This window comes from Flavobacterium amnicola (assembly GCF_004122165.1).
Taxonomy (GTDB): Bacteria; Bacteroidota; Bacteroidia; order Flavobacteriales; family Flavobacteriaceae; genus Flavobacterium; species Flavobacterium amnicola.
Map to the genome: position 1 here is coordinate 490,364 of NZ_SBKO01000001.1, position 20,941 is coordinate 511,304.

General features: G+C 33.5%; 19 protein-coding genes. 7 read left to right on the forward strand and 12 right to left on the reverse strand.

The features are described 5' to 3' along the window. Nucleotides 1-6: 6 nt before the first annotated feature. Nucleotides 7-849 carry a hypothetical protein gene (locus tag EQG63_RS02285; protein ID WP_129434022.1) on the reverse strand — a complete coding sequence of 281 codons (843 nt, stop codon included), beginning with the start codon at nucleotides 847-849 and terminating at the stop codon, nucleotides 7-9. 68 nt (nucleotides 850-917) lie between these two features. On the opposite strand from EQG63_RS02285, the gene EQG63_RS02290 reads away from it, so the two are divergent. The 3 genes from EQG63_RS02290 (at nucleotide 918) to EQG63_RS02300 (ending at nucleotide 4,797) form a co-directional block, all read left to right on the forward strand. Further along, complete coding sequence (locus tag EQG63_RS02290) at nucleotides 918-1,601, forward strand: ComF family protein (protein WP_129434024.1); 684 nt, start codon at nucleotides 918-920, stop codon at nucleotides 1,599-1,601. 74 nt (nucleotides 1,602-1,675) lie between these two features. Continuing rightward, the gene (locus EQG63_RS02295; protein ID WP_129434027.1) at nucleotides 1,676-3,277 is read left to right on the forward strand and encodes an Ig-like domain-containing protein; all 1,602 of its coding nucleotides are present in this window, start codon (nucleotides 1,676-1,678) and stop codon (nucleotides 3,275-3,277) included. 59 nt (nucleotides 3,278-3,336) lie between these two features. Next, complete coding sequence (locus EQG63_RS02300; protein ID WP_206733252.1) at nucleotides 3,337-4,797, forward strand: rhomboid family intramembrane serine protease; 1,461 nt, start codon at nucleotides 3,337-3,339, stop codon at nucleotides 4,795-4,797. 13 nt (nucleotides 4,798-4,810) lie between these two features. On the opposite strand, the gene EQG63_RS02305 is transcribed toward EQG63_RS02300, so the two are convergent. The 9 genes from EQG63_RS02305 to EQG63_RS02345 all read right to left on the reverse strand — a co-directional run bounded on the left by EQG63_RS02305 (nucleotide 4,811) and on the right by EQG63_RS02345 (nucleotide 12,972). Beyond that, nucleotides 4,811-5,578: a nitrilase family protein gene (locus tag EQG63_RS02305; RefSeq protein WP_129434028.1), complete on the reverse strand. Its 768-nt coding sequence runs from the start codon at nucleotides 5,576-5,578 to the stop codon at nucleotides 4,811-4,813. Between the two features lie 68 nt (nucleotides 5,579-5,646). After that, on the reverse strand, nucleotides 5,647-6,162 hold the full coding sequence (locus EQG63_RS02310) for a thioredoxin family protein (RefSeq protein ID WP_129434029.1): 516 nt from the start codon (nucleotides 6,160-6,162) through the stop codon (nucleotides 5,647-5,649). A gap of 85 nt (nucleotides 6,163-6,247) precedes the next feature. Further along, nucleotides 6,248-6,829 (reverse strand): outer membrane beta-barrel protein, encoded by a 582-nt coding sequence (locus tag EQG63_RS02315; RefSeq protein ID WP_129434030.1) that lies wholly within the window; start codon nucleotides 6,827-6,829, stop codon nucleotides 6,248-6,250. 70 nt (nucleotides 6,830-6,899) lie between these two features. After that, nucleotides 6,900-7,661 (reverse strand): succinate dehydrogenase/fumarate reductase iron-sulfur subunit, encoded by a 762-nt coding sequence (locus EQG63_RS02320; protein WP_129434031.1) that lies wholly within the window; start codon nucleotides 7,659-7,661, stop codon nucleotides 6,900-6,902. A gap of 4 nt (nucleotides 7,662-7,665) precedes the next feature. After that, nucleotides 7,666-8,250 (reverse strand): DUF2846 domain-containing protein, encoded by a 585-nt coding sequence (locus EQG63_RS02325; protein ID WP_129434032.1) that lies wholly within the window; start codon nucleotides 8,248-8,250, stop codon nucleotides 7,666-7,668. Between the two features lies 1 nt (nucleotide 8,251). Then, nucleotides 8,252-10,261, reverse strand: coding sequence for a fumarate reductase/succinate dehydrogenase flavoprotein subunit (locus EQG63_RS02330; protein WP_129434033.1), 2,010 nt, complete (start codon nucleotides 10,259-10,261; stop codon nucleotides 8,252-8,254). 19 nt (nucleotides 10,262-10,280) lie between these two features. Then, entirely contained in the window at nucleotides 10,281-11,096 is an 816-nt protein-coding gene (locus EQG63_RS02335) for a succinate dehydrogenase cytochrome b subunit (protein WP_129434034.1), read from the reverse strand. A 123-nt stretch (nucleotides 11,097-11,219) separates the two neighbouring features. Further along, nucleotides 11,220-12,107, reverse strand: a complete 888-nt coding sequence (locus EQG63_RS02340) for a hypothetical protein (protein ID WP_129434035.1) — start codon at nucleotides 12,105-12,107, stop codon at nucleotides 11,220-11,222. A gap of 1 nt (nucleotide 12,108) precedes the next feature. Beyond that, entirely contained in the window at nucleotides 12,109-12,972 is an 864-nt protein-coding gene (locus EQG63_RS02345) for a ChaN family lipoprotein (protein WP_129434036.1), read from the reverse strand. 89 nt (nucleotides 12,973-13,061) lie between these two features. On the opposite strand from EQG63_RS02345, the gene EQG63_RS02350 reads away from it, so the two are divergent. After that, nucleotides 13,062-13,646, forward strand: a complete 585-nt coding sequence (locus EQG63_RS02350) for a Crp/Fnr family transcriptional regulator (RefSeq protein ID WP_129434037.1) — start codon at nucleotides 13,062-13,064, stop codon at nucleotides 13,644-13,646. A 149-nt stretch (nucleotides 13,647-13,795) separates the two neighbouring features. Continuing rightward, nucleotides 13,796-15,088 (forward strand): aminopeptidase P family protein, encoded by a 1,293-nt coding sequence (locus EQG63_RS02355; RefSeq protein WP_129434038.1) that lies wholly within the window; start codon nucleotides 13,796-13,798, stop codon nucleotides 15,086-15,088. A 55-nt stretch (nucleotides 15,089-15,143) separates the two neighbouring features. On the opposite strand, the gene EQG63_RS02360 is transcribed toward EQG63_RS02355, so the two are convergent. Next, nucleotides 15,144-16,364, reverse strand: a complete 1,221-nt coding sequence (locus tag EQG63_RS02360) for an AbiH family protein (RefSeq protein WP_129434039.1) — start codon at nucleotides 16,362-16,364, stop codon at nucleotides 15,144-15,146. 83 nt (nucleotides 16,365-16,447) lie between these two features. Here EQG63_RS02360 and EQG63_RS02365 point away from each other — a divergent pair, with 83 nt between their 5' ends. Beyond that, the gene (locus tag EQG63_RS02365) at nucleotides 16,448-17,350 is read left to right on the forward strand and encodes an alpha/beta fold hydrolase (protein ID WP_129434040.1); all 903 of its coding nucleotides are present in this window, start codon (nucleotides 16,448-16,450) and stop codon (nucleotides 17,348-17,350) included. A 36-nt stretch (nucleotides 17,351-17,386) separates the two neighbouring features. Further along, nucleotides 17,387-18,169, forward strand: a complete 783-nt coding sequence (locus EQG63_RS02370; protein WP_164974443.1) for an alpha/beta fold hydrolase — start codon at nucleotides 17,387-17,389, stop codon at nucleotides 18,167-18,169. Here EQG63_RS02370 and EQG63_RS02375 read toward each other — a convergent pair. Then, on the reverse strand, nucleotides 18,166-20,928 hold the full coding sequence (locus tag EQG63_RS02375; protein WP_129434042.1) for a PD-(D/E)XK nuclease family protein: 2,763 nt from the start codon (nucleotides 20,926-20,928) through the stop codon (nucleotides 18,166-18,168). The genes EQG63_RS02370 and EQG63_RS02375 overlap by 4 nt on opposite strands. Nucleotides 20,929-20,941: the final 13 nt, after the last annotated feature.

The following is a 20,941-nucleotide window of genomic DNA, read 5'->3' on the forward strand; positions in this document are numbered from 1 at the left end:
TGTTGGTTATTTCAGTGAAAAAACGGTGCTTCCTATTAAATTAATTCCAGAATAGATATTGATTTCATAGTCACCTTTGATTATTTGTTGTTTGTTTGGATCCACAAAAACACACACATCTAAATCTTCGTTATCATAATACACATTGGTTTTTGCACTAAAAAGAAGCAACTTGTTGTCCGAATCGATTACTTCTCCGTTTTTAGCCACCACTTTATTCTCTGGATTTAAAATTTGAATGTAAATATCTTTATATCCTTTAATTGCTGCTTTGTTTTCAAGTAATGTAAAACACACTTTTACTTGTTCTGTAGTATTAAAACGTTTGGTTTCTATAATATTATTGGCTGAAATTCTAACTCCATTAGCGACAACATTAATAGCCGTAAGATTTTTTGAGGTTGAAATTATCGTTTCATTGGCTAAGTTTTTGGATGCCAATTCTCTGTTTTTATCCTTTAATGTGCTGACTTGAGTATTCAATTCTGAATTTTCGTTATTTTGCTTTTTCAGAACAGTTTTAAATGAATCAATTTTCTTTAGATAAAGAGTAGAAGTATTAGGAACTTCTTTCATTTTTCGAACACTTTTGCTTTCATTTTCAACAACAATCCCTTTTTTGTTTTGATTTTGAGTAGTTAATTGATAGTTTTTTTGAACTTCTGCATCATAGCGACTCAAGATTTCTTTTAAATCGTTGGCATAGGCTTCTTTGTCAATTTTATTTAATTCTTGAAGCTTCTCATATTTTTGAATACTGTCATAGTACTTCATCCCGAGTGCAAATGCAAACGACAATATAGTAACAGTAGATATTTTAAGAAGGGTTACTGTGGTTTTGATAGACATTCTCTGGGCAATTTTAATTAATGCTAAAATATTTTATTAGTTTTAGACTAAAAAATAAAATCGACAAAATGCTTAAAAACTTGATGAACTTATTCTTCCCCTTGGTTTGTAATGGATGTCAAAAGATGCTCAATACCAATGAAGTAGGTATTTGCGTAACTTGTCGGCATGAAATTCCCTTAACGAGTCATTTGGAGCAAAAAAATAACGAAGCCTATAATAAATTTAACGGAAAACTTCCTGTAGAACATGTTTCAGCCATGATGTATTATCATAAAAGGGGCATTGTGCAGCAATTAATTCACAACCTAAAATACAAAAACCAACAAAATATCGGGACCATTTTAGGCGATTGGCATGTAGAAAATTTGAAAGGAAATGACATCCTAAAATCGGTCGATTATATTGTTCCGGTTCCCTTACATAAAAAAAGATTGAAAAAACGAGGATATAATCAAGTGACTACTTTTTGTGAGCGTATTTCGGAAGGAATGCAAATTCCCTTGAATGAAAACATCCTGTATCGAAATGAATATGCCGTTACTCAATCCAAAAAAAAATTAACCGACAGAAACTTAGTGGCGACTACTACTTTTGACGTACATTTCGACGAAAAACATCACGACAAACATTTTCTATTAATTGACGATGTGCTAACCACTGGCGCTACATTAGAAGCTTGTGGAAAAGCGCTACTCACGATTCCTAATGCAAAAATCAGTATCGTCACTATGGCATTTTCACACTCGTAAAAGGTTAAACAAATAAAAAAATATTTCGTTCCCACTAAATATAGTTGTTATTTTGTGGTGATTATTTACAGCATATGAGAAAACATAACATCTTACTTCTTTTTCTTTCGGTAGTTTTACTTTTGGCAAGTTGCGCTAAAAGAGGCTCTATTACTGGTGGTGATAAAGATGTTACTGCGCCAAAAATTTTGTCGAGTACGCCTAAAAATGGGTCGACAAATTTTGACAAAAAAGAAATCAAAATCACTTTTAACGAATTTATTAAAGTTAAAGATTTACAAAAAAACTTAATTGTATCCCCTCCGATGAAAACTCCCATTACGGTGTTGCCTCAAGGGGGTGTGAGTAAATATTTAACCATAAAAATCAACGACACGCTAAAAGCAAATACTACCTATAGTTTTAATTTCGGGCAAAGTATTGTTGACAACAACGAGGGCAATGTATTGCAACAATTTAAATATGTTTTTGCAACGGGTGCCGAATTAGATTCCTTAACCGTTGAAGGAACTATTAAAGATTCTTACGAAAAAGAAATTCCGAATTTTGTCAATGTAATGTTGTATGAAGTGGATGACAAGTACAATGATTCTATCGTTTACAAAGAAGTTCCGAGATACATTACCAACACTCTAGACAGCACGAAAACGTTTAAAATCGAAAACGTAAAAGCAGGGAAATACAAATTGGTGGCGTTAAAAGAAACAACAACCAATTATAAATTCGATTCTAAAAAAGACCGCATTGGTTTTTATGATCAAACAATTACCGTTCCGGACAAAGCTATTTTTGAATTGGAATTATTCAAAGAAGTACCAAAATTCGTAGCTAAAAAACCAACACAAGCTTCTGGTAACCGTGTCTTAATGGGGTATGAAGGAAATGCGAAAAACATTAAAATCAGTCCGAAATACAAAGAAGCGAGCTTAGCCCATAAAATCACAAAATTTGCCGATAAAGACTCGCTGCAACTTTGGTTCAAACCGATTAAAAACGATTCGATTCAGGTGAATGTTGCCAACGAAAATTACAGTAAGGATTTTGTTGTAAAATTGAAAAATCAACGTCAGGACACTTTGAAATTGACTTCCAAAAACACCGCGCTAGATTTTAAAGAAACTTTAAAAATTGCTACTTCCGTTCCCTTAGAAAAATGGGATGTGGCAAAAATGAATTTGATTAAAAAAGATTCTTCGAAGGTGGCTTTTACTGCCCAATATGATGAATTCAATCAAAATCTAGAAATTCTTTTCGATAAGGAAGAAAATGAAAAATACACATTTGTACTGCAACCTCAAGCAGTTGAAGATTATTTAGGACAGAAGAACGATAGTTTAGTCCGTTTTACAGCAAGTACCAAAAACAAAACGGATTATGGCAATTTGAAATTGGTATTGCAAAATCCTAAATCATTTCCGCTAATTGTAGAACTGACCGATGCCAAAGGAAAAGTGTTGTATACAGAGTATGCTGAAAAAAATCCTACAATCGAATTTTTACTATTAGAACCTAAAAAATACGCAATTCGTGTGATTTACGACACCAACAACAACAAAGAACGCGACACGGGTTCTTATTTGGAAAAGCGTCAACCCGAAGAAGTCTTCCACTTTCCTAATGAAATTGACGTGCGTGCCAATTGGGATGTGGAACAAGCAGTGGATTTAGGGAAGTAGATCTATGAAAGTTGAGATTTCAAAATCAACTATTCAAAAAATAAGTAAAAATTTAATATATGTCATTCGGACTAACACCAAACCATACTCAAATTATTGAAGTTGAAAATTTAACACAAAAAGAATTTCTTGTATTGTTATTTGAGACTGTAAAAAAAAATAATTGGAAAATTGCTTTTTTAAGTCAAAACGGAATAATAGCATATACTAATAATGGAATGCTTTCATGGAATGCAGAGATTAAAATCACAATTGAAAACAGTACTGCGACTATAAAAAGCTCCTCAATTGGTGGTGAAATGTTTGATTGGAAAAAGAATAAAAAAAATGTTGAAAATTTTATCGAGAATTTTATCGAATTAAAAGAGAAATTCACCAATGAAGAACTTTCAATAAAGTTTGCAGAGATTGAAGCAGAATTAAATAATGATGATGAAATTTTAAATCCATCTTCACTTGAAAAAAATTCAAGTTTTTTTTCAATTTTTAAACCTGTTGAAGGTTATTTCATTACTCCAATTCTAATTTACCTAAACATCATTGTTTTTGCGATTATGGTTTTATTGGGAGTTGATTTCTTCTCACCATCTTCCGATAATTTGATTCTTTGGGGAGCAAACTTTAGACCTTTAATTTTAGATGGCGAATGGTGGCGTTTAGTCACCAATTGTTTTTTGCATATTGGAATTTTTCATTTATTAATGAATATGTATGCTTTGATGTACATTGGAGTATTATTAGAACCGTATTTAGGCAAATTTAAGTTTGTTTCTGCCTATTTACTGGCAGGTTTATTAGCGAGTGTAACAAGTTTATGGTGGCATGATTTCACCATTAGCGCAGGTGCATCAGGAGCTATCTTTGGAATGTATGGAGTATTCTTAGCGTTGTTAACCACCAATTTAATTGAAAAAAACACTAGAAAAACATTACTAACAAGTATTTCAATTTTTGTTGGCTACAACTTAATTTACGGTCTAAAAGGGGATATTGATAATGCGGCTCATATTGGCGGATTGATTGCTGGATTAATAATTGGTTATGCGTACACCTTCAATTTAGACGAGGAGAATCAAGTAAATTTAAAATATAAGATTGTAGGAACATTTACAATTGTTTTTTCTGTCGTCACATTTATCGTTTGCAATGGTTTAAATAATGATTTGGCAGTCTATAGTTCTAGAATGAAAGAATTTTATGATATGGAAAAAATGGCTTTAGAAATTTATAGTAGAGTAAATTATGAGCCTAAAGAAGAATTATTATACGACATTAAAGATCGGGGTATTTACTATTGGAATGCAAATATTGACCTAATCAATGAAGTCGATAAATTAAACCTACCAGATGAAATTCATCAGAAAAATTCAAAAATATTATCTTATTGTGAATTAAGGGTGAAGAGTTTTCAATTAATTTATAAAGCAGTATCGGAAGAAACTAATAAATACGACCTTGAAATTAAAAATTATGACAACCAAATTCAAACAATTATAAATGAATTGAATGGAGGTCAGTGAAATATACTTAGTATCATTTAAAAATCTCAAACGTATCTCTGTCTTTCAAAAAATTTAATTTAGATCTGGTTTCGAGCATTTGGTTTTTATCCAATGTGATGATTTTGAAGGTTTCCTCTTCAAAAGGTGCAACCAAATAATTTCCCAAAAAATCTACCGCTTGCGAATGTCCAATGTATTCGTAATTATTGCCATCAATGCCTATTCGGTTTACACCAACAACGTAGCACATATTTTCGATGGCGCGAGCTTGTAAAAGCGTGTCCCAAGCATTAATGCGCGGTTTGGGCCAACTCGCCACATACAGTAAAACATCGTAATTTTCGACATTGCGGGCAAATACCGGAAAACGCAAATCGTAGCAAATTTGCAAGCAAATTTTCCAACCGTTATAGTCCACGATGACTTTTTCCTTTCCAGGTGTAAAAATGGCTTCTTCTTTGGCTAGAGAAAACAAATGTCGTTTGTCATAGCTTTGTATTGCTCCATTGGGAAACACAAAAACCATACGGTTGTAGAAATTTCCGTTTTCGGTGATGATGACACTTCCAGTAACGGCACTTTTTTTAAGTTGTGCCATTTGTTTCATCCAAGCCACCGTTTGGCCCTGCATGGTTTCCGCCACTTCAAAAGGATGCATCGTAAAACCTGTCGAAAACATTTCGGGCAGTACAATTAGTTCAACTTCTTCTTGAATCGTCTTAATTTTTTGTTCGAAACGGATTCGATTGGCCTGAGGATTTTCCCAAATGATATCCGATTGGAGGATTACTACTTTCATATGATAAAAATACAAAACGCATCCAAATCAATGAATGCGTTTTGCAAAGAATTTATTTTTAATGCCTTTTAGCTTTTAGCTAACCATGCATTTAAAAATCCCTTAACTTTTTCCAAGCCATATCCTTTTCCGTCTTCTAAAGATCCCGTTTCCTGAACATGCAGTAGTTTTCCGTTTGGATCTAAAATCATAAAAACAGGATAGCCCTGCTTTTCTCCTGGATTCCCATACTGACTAAAGAATTTTTCATTTTTGTTTTTAGGGGAATAATTCAAGTGGTAAAACAAATAATTTGCACTGATAATTCCTTTTAACTCGTCTGACTTTTGAATGAAATCGTTCAAACGCAAACACCAAATACACCAGTTACCACCTACTTGAATCATGATGTTTTTATTTTCTGCTTTTGCTTGTACTAGCAATTCTTTCACTTTGGCATCGGCATCTTCCATTTCGTGATACGGTTTTGGTAATGCTGCTTTTTCGGCATCGGCTAGTTTTTTCTTAGCATCCTTTTCTTCTTGGGTTTGAGAAAATCCAATGGTAGTGACCAATAATAAGGCCATTAAATATATTTTTTTCATATCTGTAATTTTATAGGTTAAAAATAACAAAAACTAAGCCATAAAAAAAAGCATTCTAATAAGAATACTTTTTTTTAATCTTTCTTTAAAATCTGAAACCGGCTCCCAATTTTATTTGGTTATAATTAATTCCTGACATTTTATTCGTTATGGGACTTTCCCTGTAGATGCGAACATAATGAAAATAAGATTGAATAAAAAACTTGGGAGAAATATCGTAAGACAACCCTAAATTAAAATTCAATCCTCCAGCATTGTATTTTTCTGTTTTAATTTCAGTAAATTGATTTTGTGAGTAAAAGTATTCATATTCAGAAAAAAGCATAGAATACCCAATTCCAACAAATGGGTGAAGTTTTTCTGCATTATTCAATTTAAATTCACTAAATACATCTAAATGATGAAAACTATATTTTCTATCTAAAACTTCATTGTTAAAAGGGTCTTTTTCATTTAATAAATCAAATGTATAAGATGCTCCCAATTTCATAGCATTAGTTTCTTTAAATCTATATTTAAAACTAGCATCAATAATTCCATTAATTTTTTGAAATTCATATGCGTTTAGAGACAAAGGGTAATTTACATCAATACTAAATTTTTTATTTTGTGAAATTGCGGTTACACTTAAAAAGAGCAACACTATTACTACAATTCTGTTTTTCATGTTTACTATTTAACAAAAAGCACCTCAAAGTAAAACCTTGAGATGCTTTCAACTTTATTTTACTTTATTATTATTTCAAACTCGCTTTTAGATATTCTCTATTCATACGAGCGATATTTTCTAATGAAATACCTTTTGGACATTCGATTTCACAAGCTCCTGTATTGGTACAGTTACCGAATCCTTCTTCATCCATTTGACGCACCATGTTTAACACACGATTCGTTGCTTCTACTTTTCCTTGTGGTAACAAAGCGTATTGCGATACTTTTGCTCCAACGAATAACATCGCCGAACCATTTTTACACGTCGCTACACAAGCGCCACATCCAATACAAGCCGCCGCTTCAAAAGCTTTGTCTGCATCTTCTTTATTAATTGGAGTCGCATTCGCATCGATCGTATTTCCAGACGTATTTACTGATATGAAACCTCCAGCTTGTTGGATTCTGTCGAAGGAACTTCTGTCTACTACTAAATCTTTAATTACTGGAAATGCTTTACTTCTCCATGGCTCTACATAAATGGTATCGCCATCTTTGAACGATCTCATGTGTAACTGACACGTGGTCACTCCAGTATCAGGTCCATGCGCACGACCGTTAATGTATAACGAACACATTCCGCAAATTCCTTCACGACAATCGTGGTCGAATGCGATTGGTTCTTTTCTTTCGTTTACTAATTGCTCATTCAATTGGTCTAACATTTCCAAGAAGGAGCTATCGGTAGACACTTCATTTAAAGAATAATCTACCATTTGGCCTTTTTCAGAAGCTTTTTTCTGACGCCAAACTTTTAATTTTATATTGATGTTCTTTTTAGATGCCATAATCTTATTTTTTTTCTGGATAATTTGAATTTAAAAAATTCATATTTGATGACAAAACTTCTATTCTATCAGAATTTTTCTTTAATAATCGATTATATGTTTTCATACTTTTAACAATTAATTCATATTCATCTTCAAACTGCACTGATACTTCTGTAAACTTACGACCGTTGTCTTTATTTATTGATTTACTAAAATCTTTAGCATCATCATAGTCTAACGGATTTAATACATTTAATCTTAAATCGCTCGAAAGCAAATCATCATGAACTGGTTTTAAACGAACTACGTATATTTTATTTGCTTCAAAACTAGCTTTAACAAAATCTTCATTAACAGCAGTGGCCCAAATTACATGTTCTCCTGGTTCACATTCATAATATAAATACTCTCTTTGTTTCAGTTTCCCTAAATATTTATCATCAATAAACATTTTAAATCCTAATGACGATAATGTAAAATTTGGTCTAACAAAATATAGTATACATTTACCTTCTGATGGTTTTATTAATGGTTTACTAATCTCTTGAGAAAATGAAAACATTGAAATCAAAGAACATATAAGGATAAAATTTAATTTGACTCTCATTTTACTTATAATTACGTGCTGCAATTTTAATCGATTCGTATTTCAATACCTCTTTATGTAATTCTTCTTTACTGATGTCGTCGCCTTTGTATTCCCAAGCCCCAACGAAAGCAAAATTTTCATCATCACGCAAAGTTTCACCTTCAGCGTCTTGGTATTCTTCACGGAAGTGACCACCACAAGATTCGTTACGTTGTAAGGCATCCATTGCCATCAATTGACCCAATTCAATAAAGTCGGCCACACGAAGTGCTTTTTCCAACTCTGGGTTCATTTCGTCATTGCTTCCTGGAACATATACCTCTTTGTAGAAATCTTCTTTCAATTGAGCAATTTCAGCGATTGCTTCAGTAAGCCCTTGTGCATTACGTCCCATTCCTACTTTATTCCACATAATTAAACCTAATTTCTTATGGAAATGATCTACGGTTTTTGATCCGTTATTGTTTAGGAAGAAATTGATTTGATCGGTTACTCTTTTTTCTGCTTCTACGAATTCTGGAGAATCGGTAGCAATTTTACCGGTACGAATTTCATCTGCTAAATAGTTAGAAACCGTATACGGCAACACAAAGTATCCATCTGCCAAACCTTGCATTAAAGCTGAAGCTCCAAGTCGGTTTGCTCCGTGGTCAGAGAAGTTGGCTTCACCCGCTACGAAACATCCTGGGATCGTGGATTGTAAGTTATAATCTACCCAAACACCACCCATCGTATAGTGCACCGCTGGGTAAATTTTCATTGGTGTTTCGTATGGATTTTCGTCGGTAATTTTTTGGTACATGGTAAACAAGTTACCGTATTTTTCTTCTAACCATTTTTTACCCAATGAAGTAATTTCTTCTTGCGTTGGGTTATGATTTCCTTTGGCATAAGCCGTTTGTTTTCCTTTGTTTTGAATTTCAGATGAGAAATCCAAATACACCCCTTCATTGGTATCATTCGCTTCTATTCCGTGACCTGCATCACACACTTCTTTGGCAGCTCTAGAAGCCACATCACGAGGTACTAAATTTCCAAATGCTGGATACTTTCTTTCTAAGTAGTAATCTCTATCTTCTTCTGCAATTTGTGTTGGTTTTAATTTTCCAGCACGAATTGCTTCTGCATCTTCTTTTCTTTTTGGTACCCAAATACGGCCTGAGTTACGTAACGATTCTGACATCAACGTTAATTTTGACTGATTCGTTCCGTGTACTGGGATACAAGTTGGGTGAATTTGTACATAACAAGGATTGGCGAATAACGCCCCTTGCTTGTGAATTTTCCATCCAGCCGTTACATTAGAACCCATTGCATTGGTGGATAAGAAATATACGTTTCCGTAACCTCCCGAAGCAATGATTACAGCATGAGCCGAATGACGTTGAATTTCACCTGTAACTAAGTCACGAGCAATAATTCCGCGAGCTTTACCATCTACTTTTACAATGTCAAGCATTTCGTGACGGTTGTACATTTTCACACGACCTAAACCGATTTGACGAGACAAAGCTGAATAGGCTCCCAATAATAATTGTTGTCCTGTTTGACCCGCTGCGTAAAAGGTACGTTGTACTTGTGTACCTCCGAAAGAACGGTTGTCTAACAACCCACCATACTCACGAGCAAAAGGAACTCCTTGTGCCACACATTGGTCGATGATGTTTCCAGACACTTCCGCTAAACGATGTACGTTTGCTTCACGTGCACGGTAATCTCCACCTTTGATGGTATCGTAAAATAAACGGTAAACCGAGTCACCATCATTTTGATAATTTTTGGCTGCATTCACACCCCCTTGTGCTGCAATCGAGTGCGCACGACGAGGAGAATCTTGAAAACAGAATGCTTTTACATTATAGCCCATTTCTCCTAGAGAAGCGGCAGCTGAAGCTCCAGCCAAACCAGTTCCTACAACGATAACATCAATTTTCGGACGGTTATTTGGTGCAACTAATTTTAAATGATTTTTATGATTCGTCCATTTCTCTGAAATAGGACCTTCTGGTATTTTAGAATCTAACTTCATAATATATTTCTGATGTTGATTATTTAGTAAAGTGAATGTACAATGGAATTATGGCAAATAATAGTGGTACTATAATCGCAAAACCGGTTCCGAAAGCTTTGATTAGAGGCGTAAATTTATTGTTTACTCCTAAGGTTTGGAAGGCACTTTGAAATCCGTGTAGTAAATGGAAAGCCAATACTAACATCGAAATGACATAGAAAATTGTAAAGGCTAATCCGTATTGAGGATCTCTAAAGAAATCGAAAGTGATTTTATGTAAATCCTTATACGCTTCTTTCACTTTTACATTGGCGGTTGCATCGTATATTTCCGTTCTGTTTTTAATAATATAATTTTGATCATTTGCAGGAACATAACCACCATCAGTAGTCAAATAAAAATCATTTTTCATTCCTTGCATTTCGATGGTAATTTTTTGCAAAGGCATTTTTTCATCAAAATGCATTTTTGCCCAAAAATTCATCATGTGAGTCGCAATAAAAACTAACACTACAGTTCCTAACACTGCCATATTTCTTGAAGCGAAACTACTATTCCCTTTTGGATTATTCATTGCATAACCAATAGGTCTTGCAGCTTTATTCTGAAAAGCCAACATGATTCCGTCAATTGCATGAAAAATGATAGAAATGTACGTTAAATACGAAAGTAATTTTACTGCCGGATTGGAAGTCATGAATAATGCATATTGATTGAATTTCAATGCATCACCAAAGATTAACTGTAGATTTCCAGCTAAGTGACCCGCCAAAAACAAGCACAAAAATAAACCTGTAAGAGCCATCCAGTATTTTTTTGCTAGCGATGACTTTAAAAGTGCAGATTTTGCCATAATATTTGTTTGATTGTATAGTTTAAAAATTGAAAACAAAAATAAATGATTTTAGGGGCATGTACAACCTTTTAGAAGTAATTTATAATGAGTTTAAAGTGTTTATCTTTTTAGGATAGAAATTTATTTAAAACTAGGAACTAAACCTCTTAATCCCATGTCTACAACGTTCTCACCAGCACTTGGCTCGTATTTCCCATCCGCATTTACTTCTGTCCACTCGAAACTTTTGTTAATGGAAAGTGAAAGTGTTACCACAATATCTTTGGTTTCCTTTCCTGTAATCACCAAATTGGTTGGAAATTTCCCAGTGACCACACAAGAGTTTGGTGGTAGTGGAGATGTGGCTGCAATCGGATTAGGAACTGTGGTAGCACCAGCAGGCGCTTGTCCAGATGTAGAATAATCAACTCCTTTCAAACCAAATGCCCAATATCCTTGATTACGATTTCCATTAATTACAAAAGGATAATTTCCGACTTTATGCGTAGTGATATACGTTCTGGTTCCCACAAAACTCGCCAAAGTACCTATGTAATCGATACCAGAACTCAGTACACTAATATCATAATTTTGATACGACAACGAACATCTCGCCCATTCGTAACTTCCCGGCTTGATATCTTTTAACGGAATAGACAGAAACGTTTCCCCTTGAGCACAAATAATCGCTTTACTAAAATCGAAAGCAGGCTCTCCACCAATACTGGTTTCTTGTCCACGATACAAACGAGTACCTTCTCCCAATGGCGTATTGGCATTTGGAGAAAATTCTAAAAAGTGGGAGCTAATTTTATTGAAATCAGGAGTTTGAGCCGCATTTCCAGCCGGTACTGTTGATGGTTGTCCCAAATTATTCAATCGCTCCTGATCCGGATCAAATTTAAATTTAACTATTAAGCTTGGCACTGTAGGCGTTTCTATAATGGCAACATCATCTTTATCGGTACAGGAAAATAGTACACACGTCGTAAGTGCGCACAAAATCAATTTTACATTTTTTGCTTTCATTTTAGTAGGTTTTGGTTACATCTTCATCCACCACAATAATAAAATCGGCTTTATTAATGTGTTCTTTATTCAAACGAATAATATCTTCTTGGGTGACTGAAGCAATAGTTACCATTTTTAACTTTGGGTCTTTTTGTTTTAAATACCAAACAATCCCTTCGAAATTTTCACTGTGGTAGGTGCCGTTAAAATGAACAAATGTTGATTTTTCTTTTTTATTTTTCAAAATAAAGTGCGCCATTGTCGCATCTTTTATTGCCTGCGCTTTAGGTAAATTTTCACCCCCGTGCCCTTGCATTTCCGTCAGCATTTTTACATAACCCGGCAATTTCGCATCATATAAAATAGGCAATGTTGCGATCCATGATTTTTCTTCTGGTGTTAATTCATTCAATGCTTCAAAGCCATTTTTATACACCAAACTGGCAAATTTTCGGGGAATATTGGTTGCTATAAATGGGATAGCATGAAGTTTTGCAAATTCAACCAAAGGTTTATAATCCGTTTTATAATTTTTCCACAAACGCGCCGTTGTATCGAGTTGTTTCTGATTGATTTCCCCTTTTAGATATTGATTTAAGAGCACTTGATTATCGGCTTCAAACATTTCAGCACCAAGAACTAATGTTTTTTTTCCATCGAATATCCCTTTCAAATCTTTGATCAGTTCCAATTGCAACCAATGAATAATGGCATTATCATGCTGTTCGCCAAACAACACAATTTCCGCTTTTTCCGATGCTTTTAAAATATCCTTAAAGCTTGCTTCCTGCCCCGAATGGGTATAAATTTGATAGGGCATTTTATCTTGAGCAATGGCCAAGAACGAAGTAAAAACCAACACACAGAATAATCTAATTTTCATCCTTATTATTTTTCATAAAAATAGAATTTTTATACATTTAAACAAGATTTTACTATTAAAAAGATATTTTTGTGTGTTATTGTTTTAAAATGAAAAGCACCGCTAATTTTTTTAATTATCTACAACTTTACCTTGGAAACATTTCTAATTTTGAGACTATTGCTACTGAAATTATCAGTCATTTTAAAGTAGTAGCATTAAATAAAAATGATTACTTCGTAAAAGAAAATGAAATCTGTACTTATTTCTGTTTTATAGAAAGTGGGATTTTACAACATGCTATTATAGTGCTTGACGAAGAAAAAACCACTTATTTGGCATTGCAAAACTCTGTCACCTCGTCTTTAAATAGTTTTTTGAATCAGACACCTTCTCGAAAAAGCATCAAAGCCTTAACGAATACCAAATTATGGGTAATCGATTTGAAAACCTTTCAAAACTTATCTAAAAACAATCCTGCATTTCATCAATTTTACCACACTATTATTGAAAGACAAATTTGCCTGATAGACGATTACCGCATTGATTTGTTGACCTTGACACCCGAAGAACGGTACAAAAAATTATTGCTATCCGAACCAAATTTATTACAAGAAGTCCCGTTGCATTACCTCGCATCCTTCCTTGGGATTTCCTCTCGTCATATGAGTCGCATTCGAAAGAATATAAAATAACGCCATTTGGCTACTTTTTACTAAATCGGTTTGTGTAACTTTGGGATTCAAAATTTATATTTATCAAATCGCTAACAGAATTAGTTCCGTTAGGAACACCAAATTGAAGCGATAACATAAATAACCTCTAATAAATAAAATTTACATTTATGAAATACCATCAAATAGACCGCGATTTATTCATCAAAAACCGAAGAAAATTCACTTCCATGATGAAGCCTAACGGTGTTGCCGTTTTCAACTCTAACGATATTTATCCCGTTTCTGCCGATTCGACTTTGCCTTTTGCACAGCATCGCGATATTTTTTATTTATCAGGAGTAGATCAAGAAGAAAGCATCTTGTTATTATTTCCAGATGCGCCGTATGAGCATTTGAAAGAAATTTTATTCCTAAAAGAAACCAACGAACATATTGCCATTTGGGAAGGCGAAAAATTGACCAAAGAGCGTGCTTTTGAAGTTTCGGGTGTAAAAACCGTGATTTGGTTACAAGATTTCCACAAAACATTAAAGGAAATCATGATGTATGCCGACACGATGTACATCAACACCAACGAACACTATCGCGCCACAATAGAAACCGAAACTCGTGAAGCGCGTTTTATCAAATGGTGGAAAGAAACTTACCCAGCCCATAAAGTAGAAAAATCGAATCCAATCTTACAACGCATTCGTTCTATCAAAGAAAGTGAAGAAATTGATTTGATTCAACAAGCGTGTAACATTACCGAAAAAGGAGTGCGAAGATTATTGAACTTCGTAAAACCTAACGTTATGGAATACGAAATCGAAGCCGAATTGGCACACGAATTCTTGAGAAACCGTTCTAAAGGATTTGCTTATACACCAATTATTGCTTCTGGTAATAACGCGAACGTGTTGCATTATATAGAGAACAACCAACAATGTCATGCTGGTGATTTGATTTTATTGGATGTTGGGGCTGAATACGCTAATTATTCGAGTGATTTGACACGTATGATTCCGGTTTCTGGTCGCTTTACCGACAGACAACGCGCTGTTTATAATGCGGTGTTGAATGTAAAAAATGAAGCCACTAAAATGTTGCTTCCAGGGACTTTATGGAAACAATATCATATCGAAGTAGGCAAAGTGATGACTTCCGAATTATTAGGTTTGGGACTAATTGACAAAGCCGATGTACAAAATGAAAATCCAGATTGGCCAGCGTATAAAAAATACTTTATGCACGGCACGTCACATCATTTAGGATTGGATACACACGATTACGGATTATTACACGAACCGATGCAAGCCAACATGGTGTTTACGGTAGAACCAGGCATTTATATCCCTGCCGAAGGTTTTGGTATTCGTTTGGAAGACGATGTGGTAATTCAAGAAAAAGGAGAACCTTTTAACTTGATGCGTAACATTCCGATTGAAGCCGATGAGATTGAATCGATTATGAATTCGTAATTTTCGAAACTGTTAAATACAACTTAACGACTCACTCATGTGGGTCGTTTTTTTATTATCTAATTGAAATTCTATTTTCACCTGAATAGTCATTATAAATTGTTTTATTGAGCTCGATTTTAATATTTTGATTGTTAAGTTCAACAAAATATATCCTTCCCTCTTTATTAAATTCAATAATTAAATTTTTATCAATAATACTAAACAAATTCTTAGATTTACTTTCCATATCATTTTTATCATAATAAAAAATACAAATTTTTGATCTTTTTTTCAAATCATATTCAAGGAATTTAAATATTTCAGAAATATACTCCTTATCTGACTTGTCAAGAGAGTGACCAATTATATAAAAGATGTGTTCATTTAAACTATTAGTTTTTTGTTTTGGAACCTTTATGAATTTTTGATTTGAATTTCCAATAAATTTTTGATAATATTTTGCAAAATCATACATTTTATGATTCTTAATTACACCCTCTATATCACTGATTCCCATCACTAAATTTTGAATATCGTCTTTTGAATTTGACTTACCATGCAAATAAATCACTTTTTCAATGTTAATATTATATAGTCTTTCAACTGTAGGTGTATAGTTAAATGTAAAAATATTTGTCAATTGATTAAAAGGAAAATCAGTTTCTGTTTTTTTAAACTCAAAAAGTTTATAAACAATATTTTCTAAATAAGAATTAAAAATGCTTTTGAATTCATCAAGAGAAGATGAGAGTAATTTAAGAATTTTTAATTCATCAATCTTTTGATTTTTCTTTTTAATAAAATCATCATTTAATCTATTATAATTCTCATTATGAAATCTTGTGAATCCAAAAACAAAAAAATTTTCATCAATATTAATCTCTTGTATAGGAATAAGCCTTTTCTGTTTATTGTGATTTAAACTCATATAATCAAATAGCAATGCTAATTGACTAAGTACGTTTTCAATTTCAATTTCAAAATCTATCCAGGTATCAACTTCGAGAACTGTTTTAAAATACTTATACCACAGATTTTTTGACAGGTTTTGAAAAAGTTTATTAATTTCTAATTCCTCATAAATAATTTTTTCTACTTTATAATTTTCTAAAATCAAATTATAATCATTCTTATATTTATCTTGAAAACTCTCATTAAATAAAGACTCAAATGTAATTTTTCCATCAATTGATAATTCTTCTATAGATTTCATTATGGCCATAAAATGACCATACTTAGTTGGCAGTCCATGAAACAAATCAAATCCATTTCCAGTAATTAGAATTTTACCCATAAAAATGCTTTTCTCAAAAATAAACTTTAGTAAATTAAAAAACTATTTTTGTTGTGGTCTGTTATTAACAATGTCAAGTTATTATGAAGCGAATTATCAACATACTTTTATTATTTATTTTCAATATTGGATTTTCCCAAACCGAAAGTTATTCCCCAAACCTTGATGGTTCCAGAACTTTTTACAAAACCTTTGGAAAAGGCGAACCAATTTTGATTATCAATGGTGGACCCGGAATGAACAGTGAAGGATTTTCGTATTTGGCGCAACAATTGGCCAAAGAAAATCAAACCATAATTTACGACCAACGCGGCACTGGAAAATCAGTTTTAAAAGAATTGAATTCCAAAACCATTACCATGAAAGCGATGGTTGACGATATTGAATCCCTTCGCAAACATTTAAACATTAAAAAATGGACGGTTTTAGGACATTCTTTTGGTGGCATGTTGGCTTCTTATTATGCAACATTATATCCCAATAGCATTGACAAGATCATCTTATCGGCTTCGGGTGGGGTTGATTTAGGTTTGACCACATACGTTTCTCAAAACATCAACAATAATTTAACCCAAATAGAACGCGATTCGTTAGCGTATTACAATACAAAAATTGACAGAGGCAATCGTAGTAAAGCCAATTTATTGGGAAGAGGCAGAGCTTTGGCACCGGCCTATCTGTACAACAAAAAAAACATTCCAACATTAGCAGAAAGATTGACACAAGGAAACGCTGCATTGAATCAATTGGTTTGGGATGATTTACAAAAAATAAAATTTGATTGTAAACCCCAACTCAAAAACTTCCTTCAACCTGTTTTAATTATTCAAGGCAAACAAGATATCATCAAAGCGGAAACTGCCGAAATTGCACATCAAGCCCTTAAAAATTCAAAAGTAATTTTACTTGACAATTGTGGTCATTATGGTTGGTTGGATACGGAAGAAGCCTATTTTAAAGCCATTTTTGATTTTCTGAAATCATAATTAGAATGTACCTTTGCTAGATAGTAATACACCATTTTGAAACAGCTCCTTTATAAAAACACCAAAATAGCTTATTCCGATACTGGAAAAGGAACTGCTGTGGTGTTACTACATGGATTTTTAGAAAATTCGACCATGTGGGCTTTCTATGGGAATGAATTTGCGCAAAAAAACCGTGTCATTACTATCGATTTATTGGGCCATGGACAAACAGAATGCCTGGGCTATATTCATACTATGGAAGATATGGCGGATGCCGTTCATGCGGTGTTACACGAACTAAAAATCAGGAAAGCTATTTTTGTCGGACATTCGATGGGAGGTTATGTTTCATTGGCTTTCGCCGAATTATATCCCGAATGTATCAAAGGATTGGTGTTGTTAAATTCGACTACTTTTGCGGATGACCACGAGCGAAAAATCAATAGAAATCGCGCCATAAAAATGGCACACAAAGAATATACTTCTTTGGTACAAATTTCCATTGCGAATTTGTTTAGCGTAGACAATCGCGAATCGCTTACAATTGAAATGGAACAAGTGAAACAAGAAGCCTTAAAGACACCATTGCAAGGATATATTGCCGCGCAAGAAGGAATGAAAATCAGAAAGAATACAGAACAGCTTTTACATCTTACTTCGTATCCTAAATTATTAATTCTAGGCAAAAAAGACGGTGTTCTCAATTATGACAACAACATAAAACAAGTAGAGGGAACCGATGTACAACTCATTTCTTTCCCTGACGGACATATGAGTCATATTGAAAACAAAGAGGCTTTACTGACTGTTCTACTAGATTTTATTAAGAAATGCTAAGTAGTTTTTTCCTCAAAAGGGATTTCGCTATTTAAAATTTCAAGTAACAAGTCAATTATCTGGGTTTTGAATTCTTCCAAAATTTCTGGAGTAATTGTCGTGAAAATTTCTCTACCTTCTTTGAATCCAAAAGGCATAAAGCCGGCTTTCATATTTTTAAACGAAATGATTCCCACTTCCATTGAAGGCATGGTGTGTTCTTGTTCCAACATAAAAGCATAACAAAGCAACTGAATGATTTTTTCATTTTTGATATCGGTTGTTAAGCCCTCCCAGTTTGAAATTCGAAGGGTATTTTGTTCTACTTTTCCAGTTTTATAATCGATAATTCGCAGGACATTATTTCTAATTTCAATTCGGTCAACATTTCCTGAAAGGAGCACTGTATATGGCAATCGATTGTCCTTTAATTCACGAGAAAACGTTTTTTCAAGATGCATCACTTTAACAGCATCTCCGCTTTCAATTGCTACTTTTTCCGCTTTAAGAAAATTGAAAACATTTCGTTTGGCAACTTCAAAAGCCAATAAATTTTTCCCTTTTTTCACTTCGCCTTCTTTGTAGATTTCTTTGAATTGTTTCAGGACTTCTTCATCGGCCATTGCCATCATAAAATCAATATCGGAAACCATCAAAAATTTCTCCAAATACGGTTTGTACAATTCTTCTAAGGTTTTGTGAATTATCGTACCCAACGTATTTAAAGCAATATTTTCTTCCACTTCTTCCGCTTCTTTAATTGACAACACGCGTTGAAAATAAAACTGAATGGGATTGCGCACATAAGTCGTTAATGCCGAAGGCGAAAAACCTTTGACAGAAGCAATTTCTTCAAGTCGCTCGAGCACTTTTTCCGATTTAGGGATGCTTAGTTTTTCATAGGCAATATTAGGTACATTGGGCTGAACAATGCGGTGATTAAGAATGTGTTTTGCTTGTTTTTCAACTTCCAATTGCGTGATAAATCGGCTTTTTTCACCTCCATCTAATCCTTCGCTTTCGGTATTATACAAAAGATAAATATTTTTGGCACGAAGTAATAAATGGTAAAAGTGGTACGTATAAATCGCATCCTTTTCTTTAAAAGTGGGCAAGCCAATTTCACGCTTTATATCATAAGGAATAAAGGAATTGACCGATTTTCCAGCTGGAAATTTCCCTTCGTTCATTGAGGTGATGATGACTGTTTCAAAATCCAATACACGACTTTCTAAAACCCCCATGATTTGTAATCCGGACAGTGGTTCTCCTTCAAAAGAAACTTCGGCAACATCAATAATCTGTTTGTAAAATGACTGTAAAATTTCAACCGAATCTACGTACTCGTTTTTAGAACAATACGAAATCAATTTATTAATTACTTTGAAAATAGAATACAAAAACGTCTTCACTACTTTGTCATCTTCTGAATTAACATCTAAATGCTGTTTGATTAAAAATAGTATTTCATTGATTCGTTCCAAAATTTCAATCGAGCTATCAGTCCATTTTTGAAAGATTAAATCGAATAATTGATTGGAATTCTCTTGTAAAGAAATCACTTTTTGATGCGTGATAAACGTGTAATTATTTTTCTTGATGACACCAACCAACGAAGTAGCATTGACATAACTTTCAACAATTGGATTCGACAACACATCAAGCACATCTTTGTAATAAAAAACATAACTCGTCGCATTTCGCAATAAAGCATTGTTGTGCATTTTAAATAGTTTGGCAACTAAGATTTGTACTGGATTATTCTTACTCGAATAGCCCATAGTAATATTCAAACTAGGTACGGAAGAAGGCAAAGAATGCAATACTGGAATCAGTAAATTTTCATCTCCCAAAACCAATGCAACTTTATCCAAATTGGAATTGGAATCTTTAGATATGATTTCTTCTATAATGGAAGAGACAATTTTAGCCTGGCCAATCGTTTTAGACGTGCCGATAATTTCAATCTTCTTTTCTTGTGAAAATTCGTCTACTATCCATTCGAAAGGATGGGTTTTATAATGCGTCCAATTTTCTTTAAATCGGCGTACAAACAAGCCAGCATCATGAAGTTTGTCATGGACGAACACTTGATCAATATCCCAAAGTATTTCAGCCTTATCTATAGCTAATAAATGCTGAATGATTTTTTCTTCGGCTTGATTTAAAGCATTAAAACCAGCAAAAACGAGCTTTGACACCACATTGGAAGCATAAAATTCTAAATTATTAACTGCTTCTCTATAAATAAGACCTTGGTAGCCTATGCCTTTTTCCAACAAACATTTATAAAGACATTCATAATACAAAGGCAATTTATTCCAAAACTCCAATTGCTTATTAATTAGGTCGGTTTTATTTTCAATGGTTAATTCCCAACGCTCTAAGACTTTAATTTCTTTAAGATAGGAAAACACATAATTGGGATCGATTAAATACCGATCGATTTCATTAAAATCTTGTAAAAGGGTTTTGGCCCAATTGGAAAACTGCTCAAAAGTTTGAACCTTATCATTGGGAAGCGCGGTATATACTTCATAGAATTCGAATAATAATTCAACCGGATCGATATTTCGAATTCCCGACAATTCTTGAATAAACTCCTCTATACTTATTATTTGTGGAGAAAAAAAAGCATTTGAAAATTTATTCTTTAGTTTTTCTACCAAAAAAACTTTGGCTCTTTGGTTGGGAAGTACAATTACTATATCAGAAACAGATGCTGAATTTGAGTTATATAAATACGCTACTAAATTGTCTAAAAAAGTATTGTTTTCCATTAGATAAAAATAA

Excerpts from the sequence above, each read along its gene's own strand:
- EQG63_RS02285 (WP_129434022.1), bottom strand. The coding sequence starts at position 849 with ATGTCTATCAAAACCACAGTAACCCTTCTTAAAATATCTACTGTTACT.
- EQG63_RS02290 (WP_129434024.1), top strand. The coding sequence starts at position 918 with ATGCTTAAAAACTTGATGAACTTATTCTTCCCCTTGGTTTGTAATGGA.
- EQG63_RS02295 (WP_129434027.1), top strand. The coding sequence starts at position 1,676 with ATGAGAAAACATAACATCTTACTTCTTTTTCTTTCGGTAGTTTTACTT.
- EQG63_RS02300 (WP_206733252.1), top strand. The coding sequence starts at position 3,337 with ATGTCATTCGGACTAACACCAAACCATACTCAAATTATTGAAGTTGAA.
- EQG63_RS02305 (WP_129434028.1), bottom strand. The coding sequence starts at position 5,578 with ATGAAAGTAGTAATCCTCCAATCGGATATCATTTGGGAAAATCCTCAG.
- EQG63_RS02310 (WP_129434029.1), bottom strand. The coding sequence starts at position 6,162 with ATGAAAAAAATATATTTAATGGCCTTATTATTGGTCACTACCATTGGA.
- EQG63_RS02315 (WP_129434030.1), bottom strand. The coding sequence starts at position 6,829 with ATGAAAAACAGAATTGTAGTAATAGTGTTGCTCTTTTTAAGTGTAACC.
- EQG63_RS02320 (WP_129434031.1), bottom strand. The coding sequence starts at position 7,661 with ATGGCATCTAAAAAGAACATCAATATAAAATTAAAAGTTTGGCGTCAG.
- EQG63_RS02325 (WP_129434032.1), bottom strand. The coding sequence starts at position 8,250 with ATGAGAGTCAAATTAAATTTTATCCTTATATGTTCTTTGATTTCAATG.
- EQG63_RS02330 (WP_129434033.1), bottom strand. The coding sequence starts at position 10,261 with ATGAAGTTAGATTCTAAAATACCAGAAGGTCCTATTTCAGAGAAATGG.
- EQG63_RS02335 (WP_129434034.1), bottom strand. The coding sequence starts at position 11,096 with ATGGCAAAATCTGCACTTTTAAAGTCATCGCTAGCAAAAAAATACTGG.
- EQG63_RS02340 (WP_129434035.1), bottom strand. The coding sequence starts at position 12,107 with ATGAAAGCAAAAAATGTAAAATTGATTTTGTGCGCACTTACGACGTGT.
- EQG63_RS02345 (WP_129434036.1), bottom strand. The coding sequence starts at position 12,972 with ATGAAAATTAGATTATTCTGTGTGTTGGTTTTTACTTCGTTCTTGGCC.
- EQG63_RS02350 (WP_129434037.1), top strand. The coding sequence starts at position 13,062 with ATGAAAAGCACCGCTAATTTTTTTAATTATCTACAACTTTACCTTGGA.
- EQG63_RS02355 (WP_129434038.1), top strand. The coding sequence starts at position 13,796 with ATGAAATACCATCAAATAGACCGCGATTTATTCATCAAAAACCGAAGA.
- EQG63_RS02360 (WP_129434039.1), bottom strand. The coding sequence starts at position 16,364 with ATGGGTAAAATTCTAATTACTGGAAATGGATTTGATTTGTTTCATGGA.
- EQG63_RS02365 (WP_129434040.1), top strand. The coding sequence starts at position 16,448 with ATGAAGCGAATTATCAACATACTTTTATTATTTATTTTCAATATTGGA.
- EQG63_RS02375 (WP_129434042.1), bottom strand. The coding sequence starts at position 20,928 with ATGGAAAACAATACTTTTTTAGACAATTTAGTAGCGTATTTATATAAC.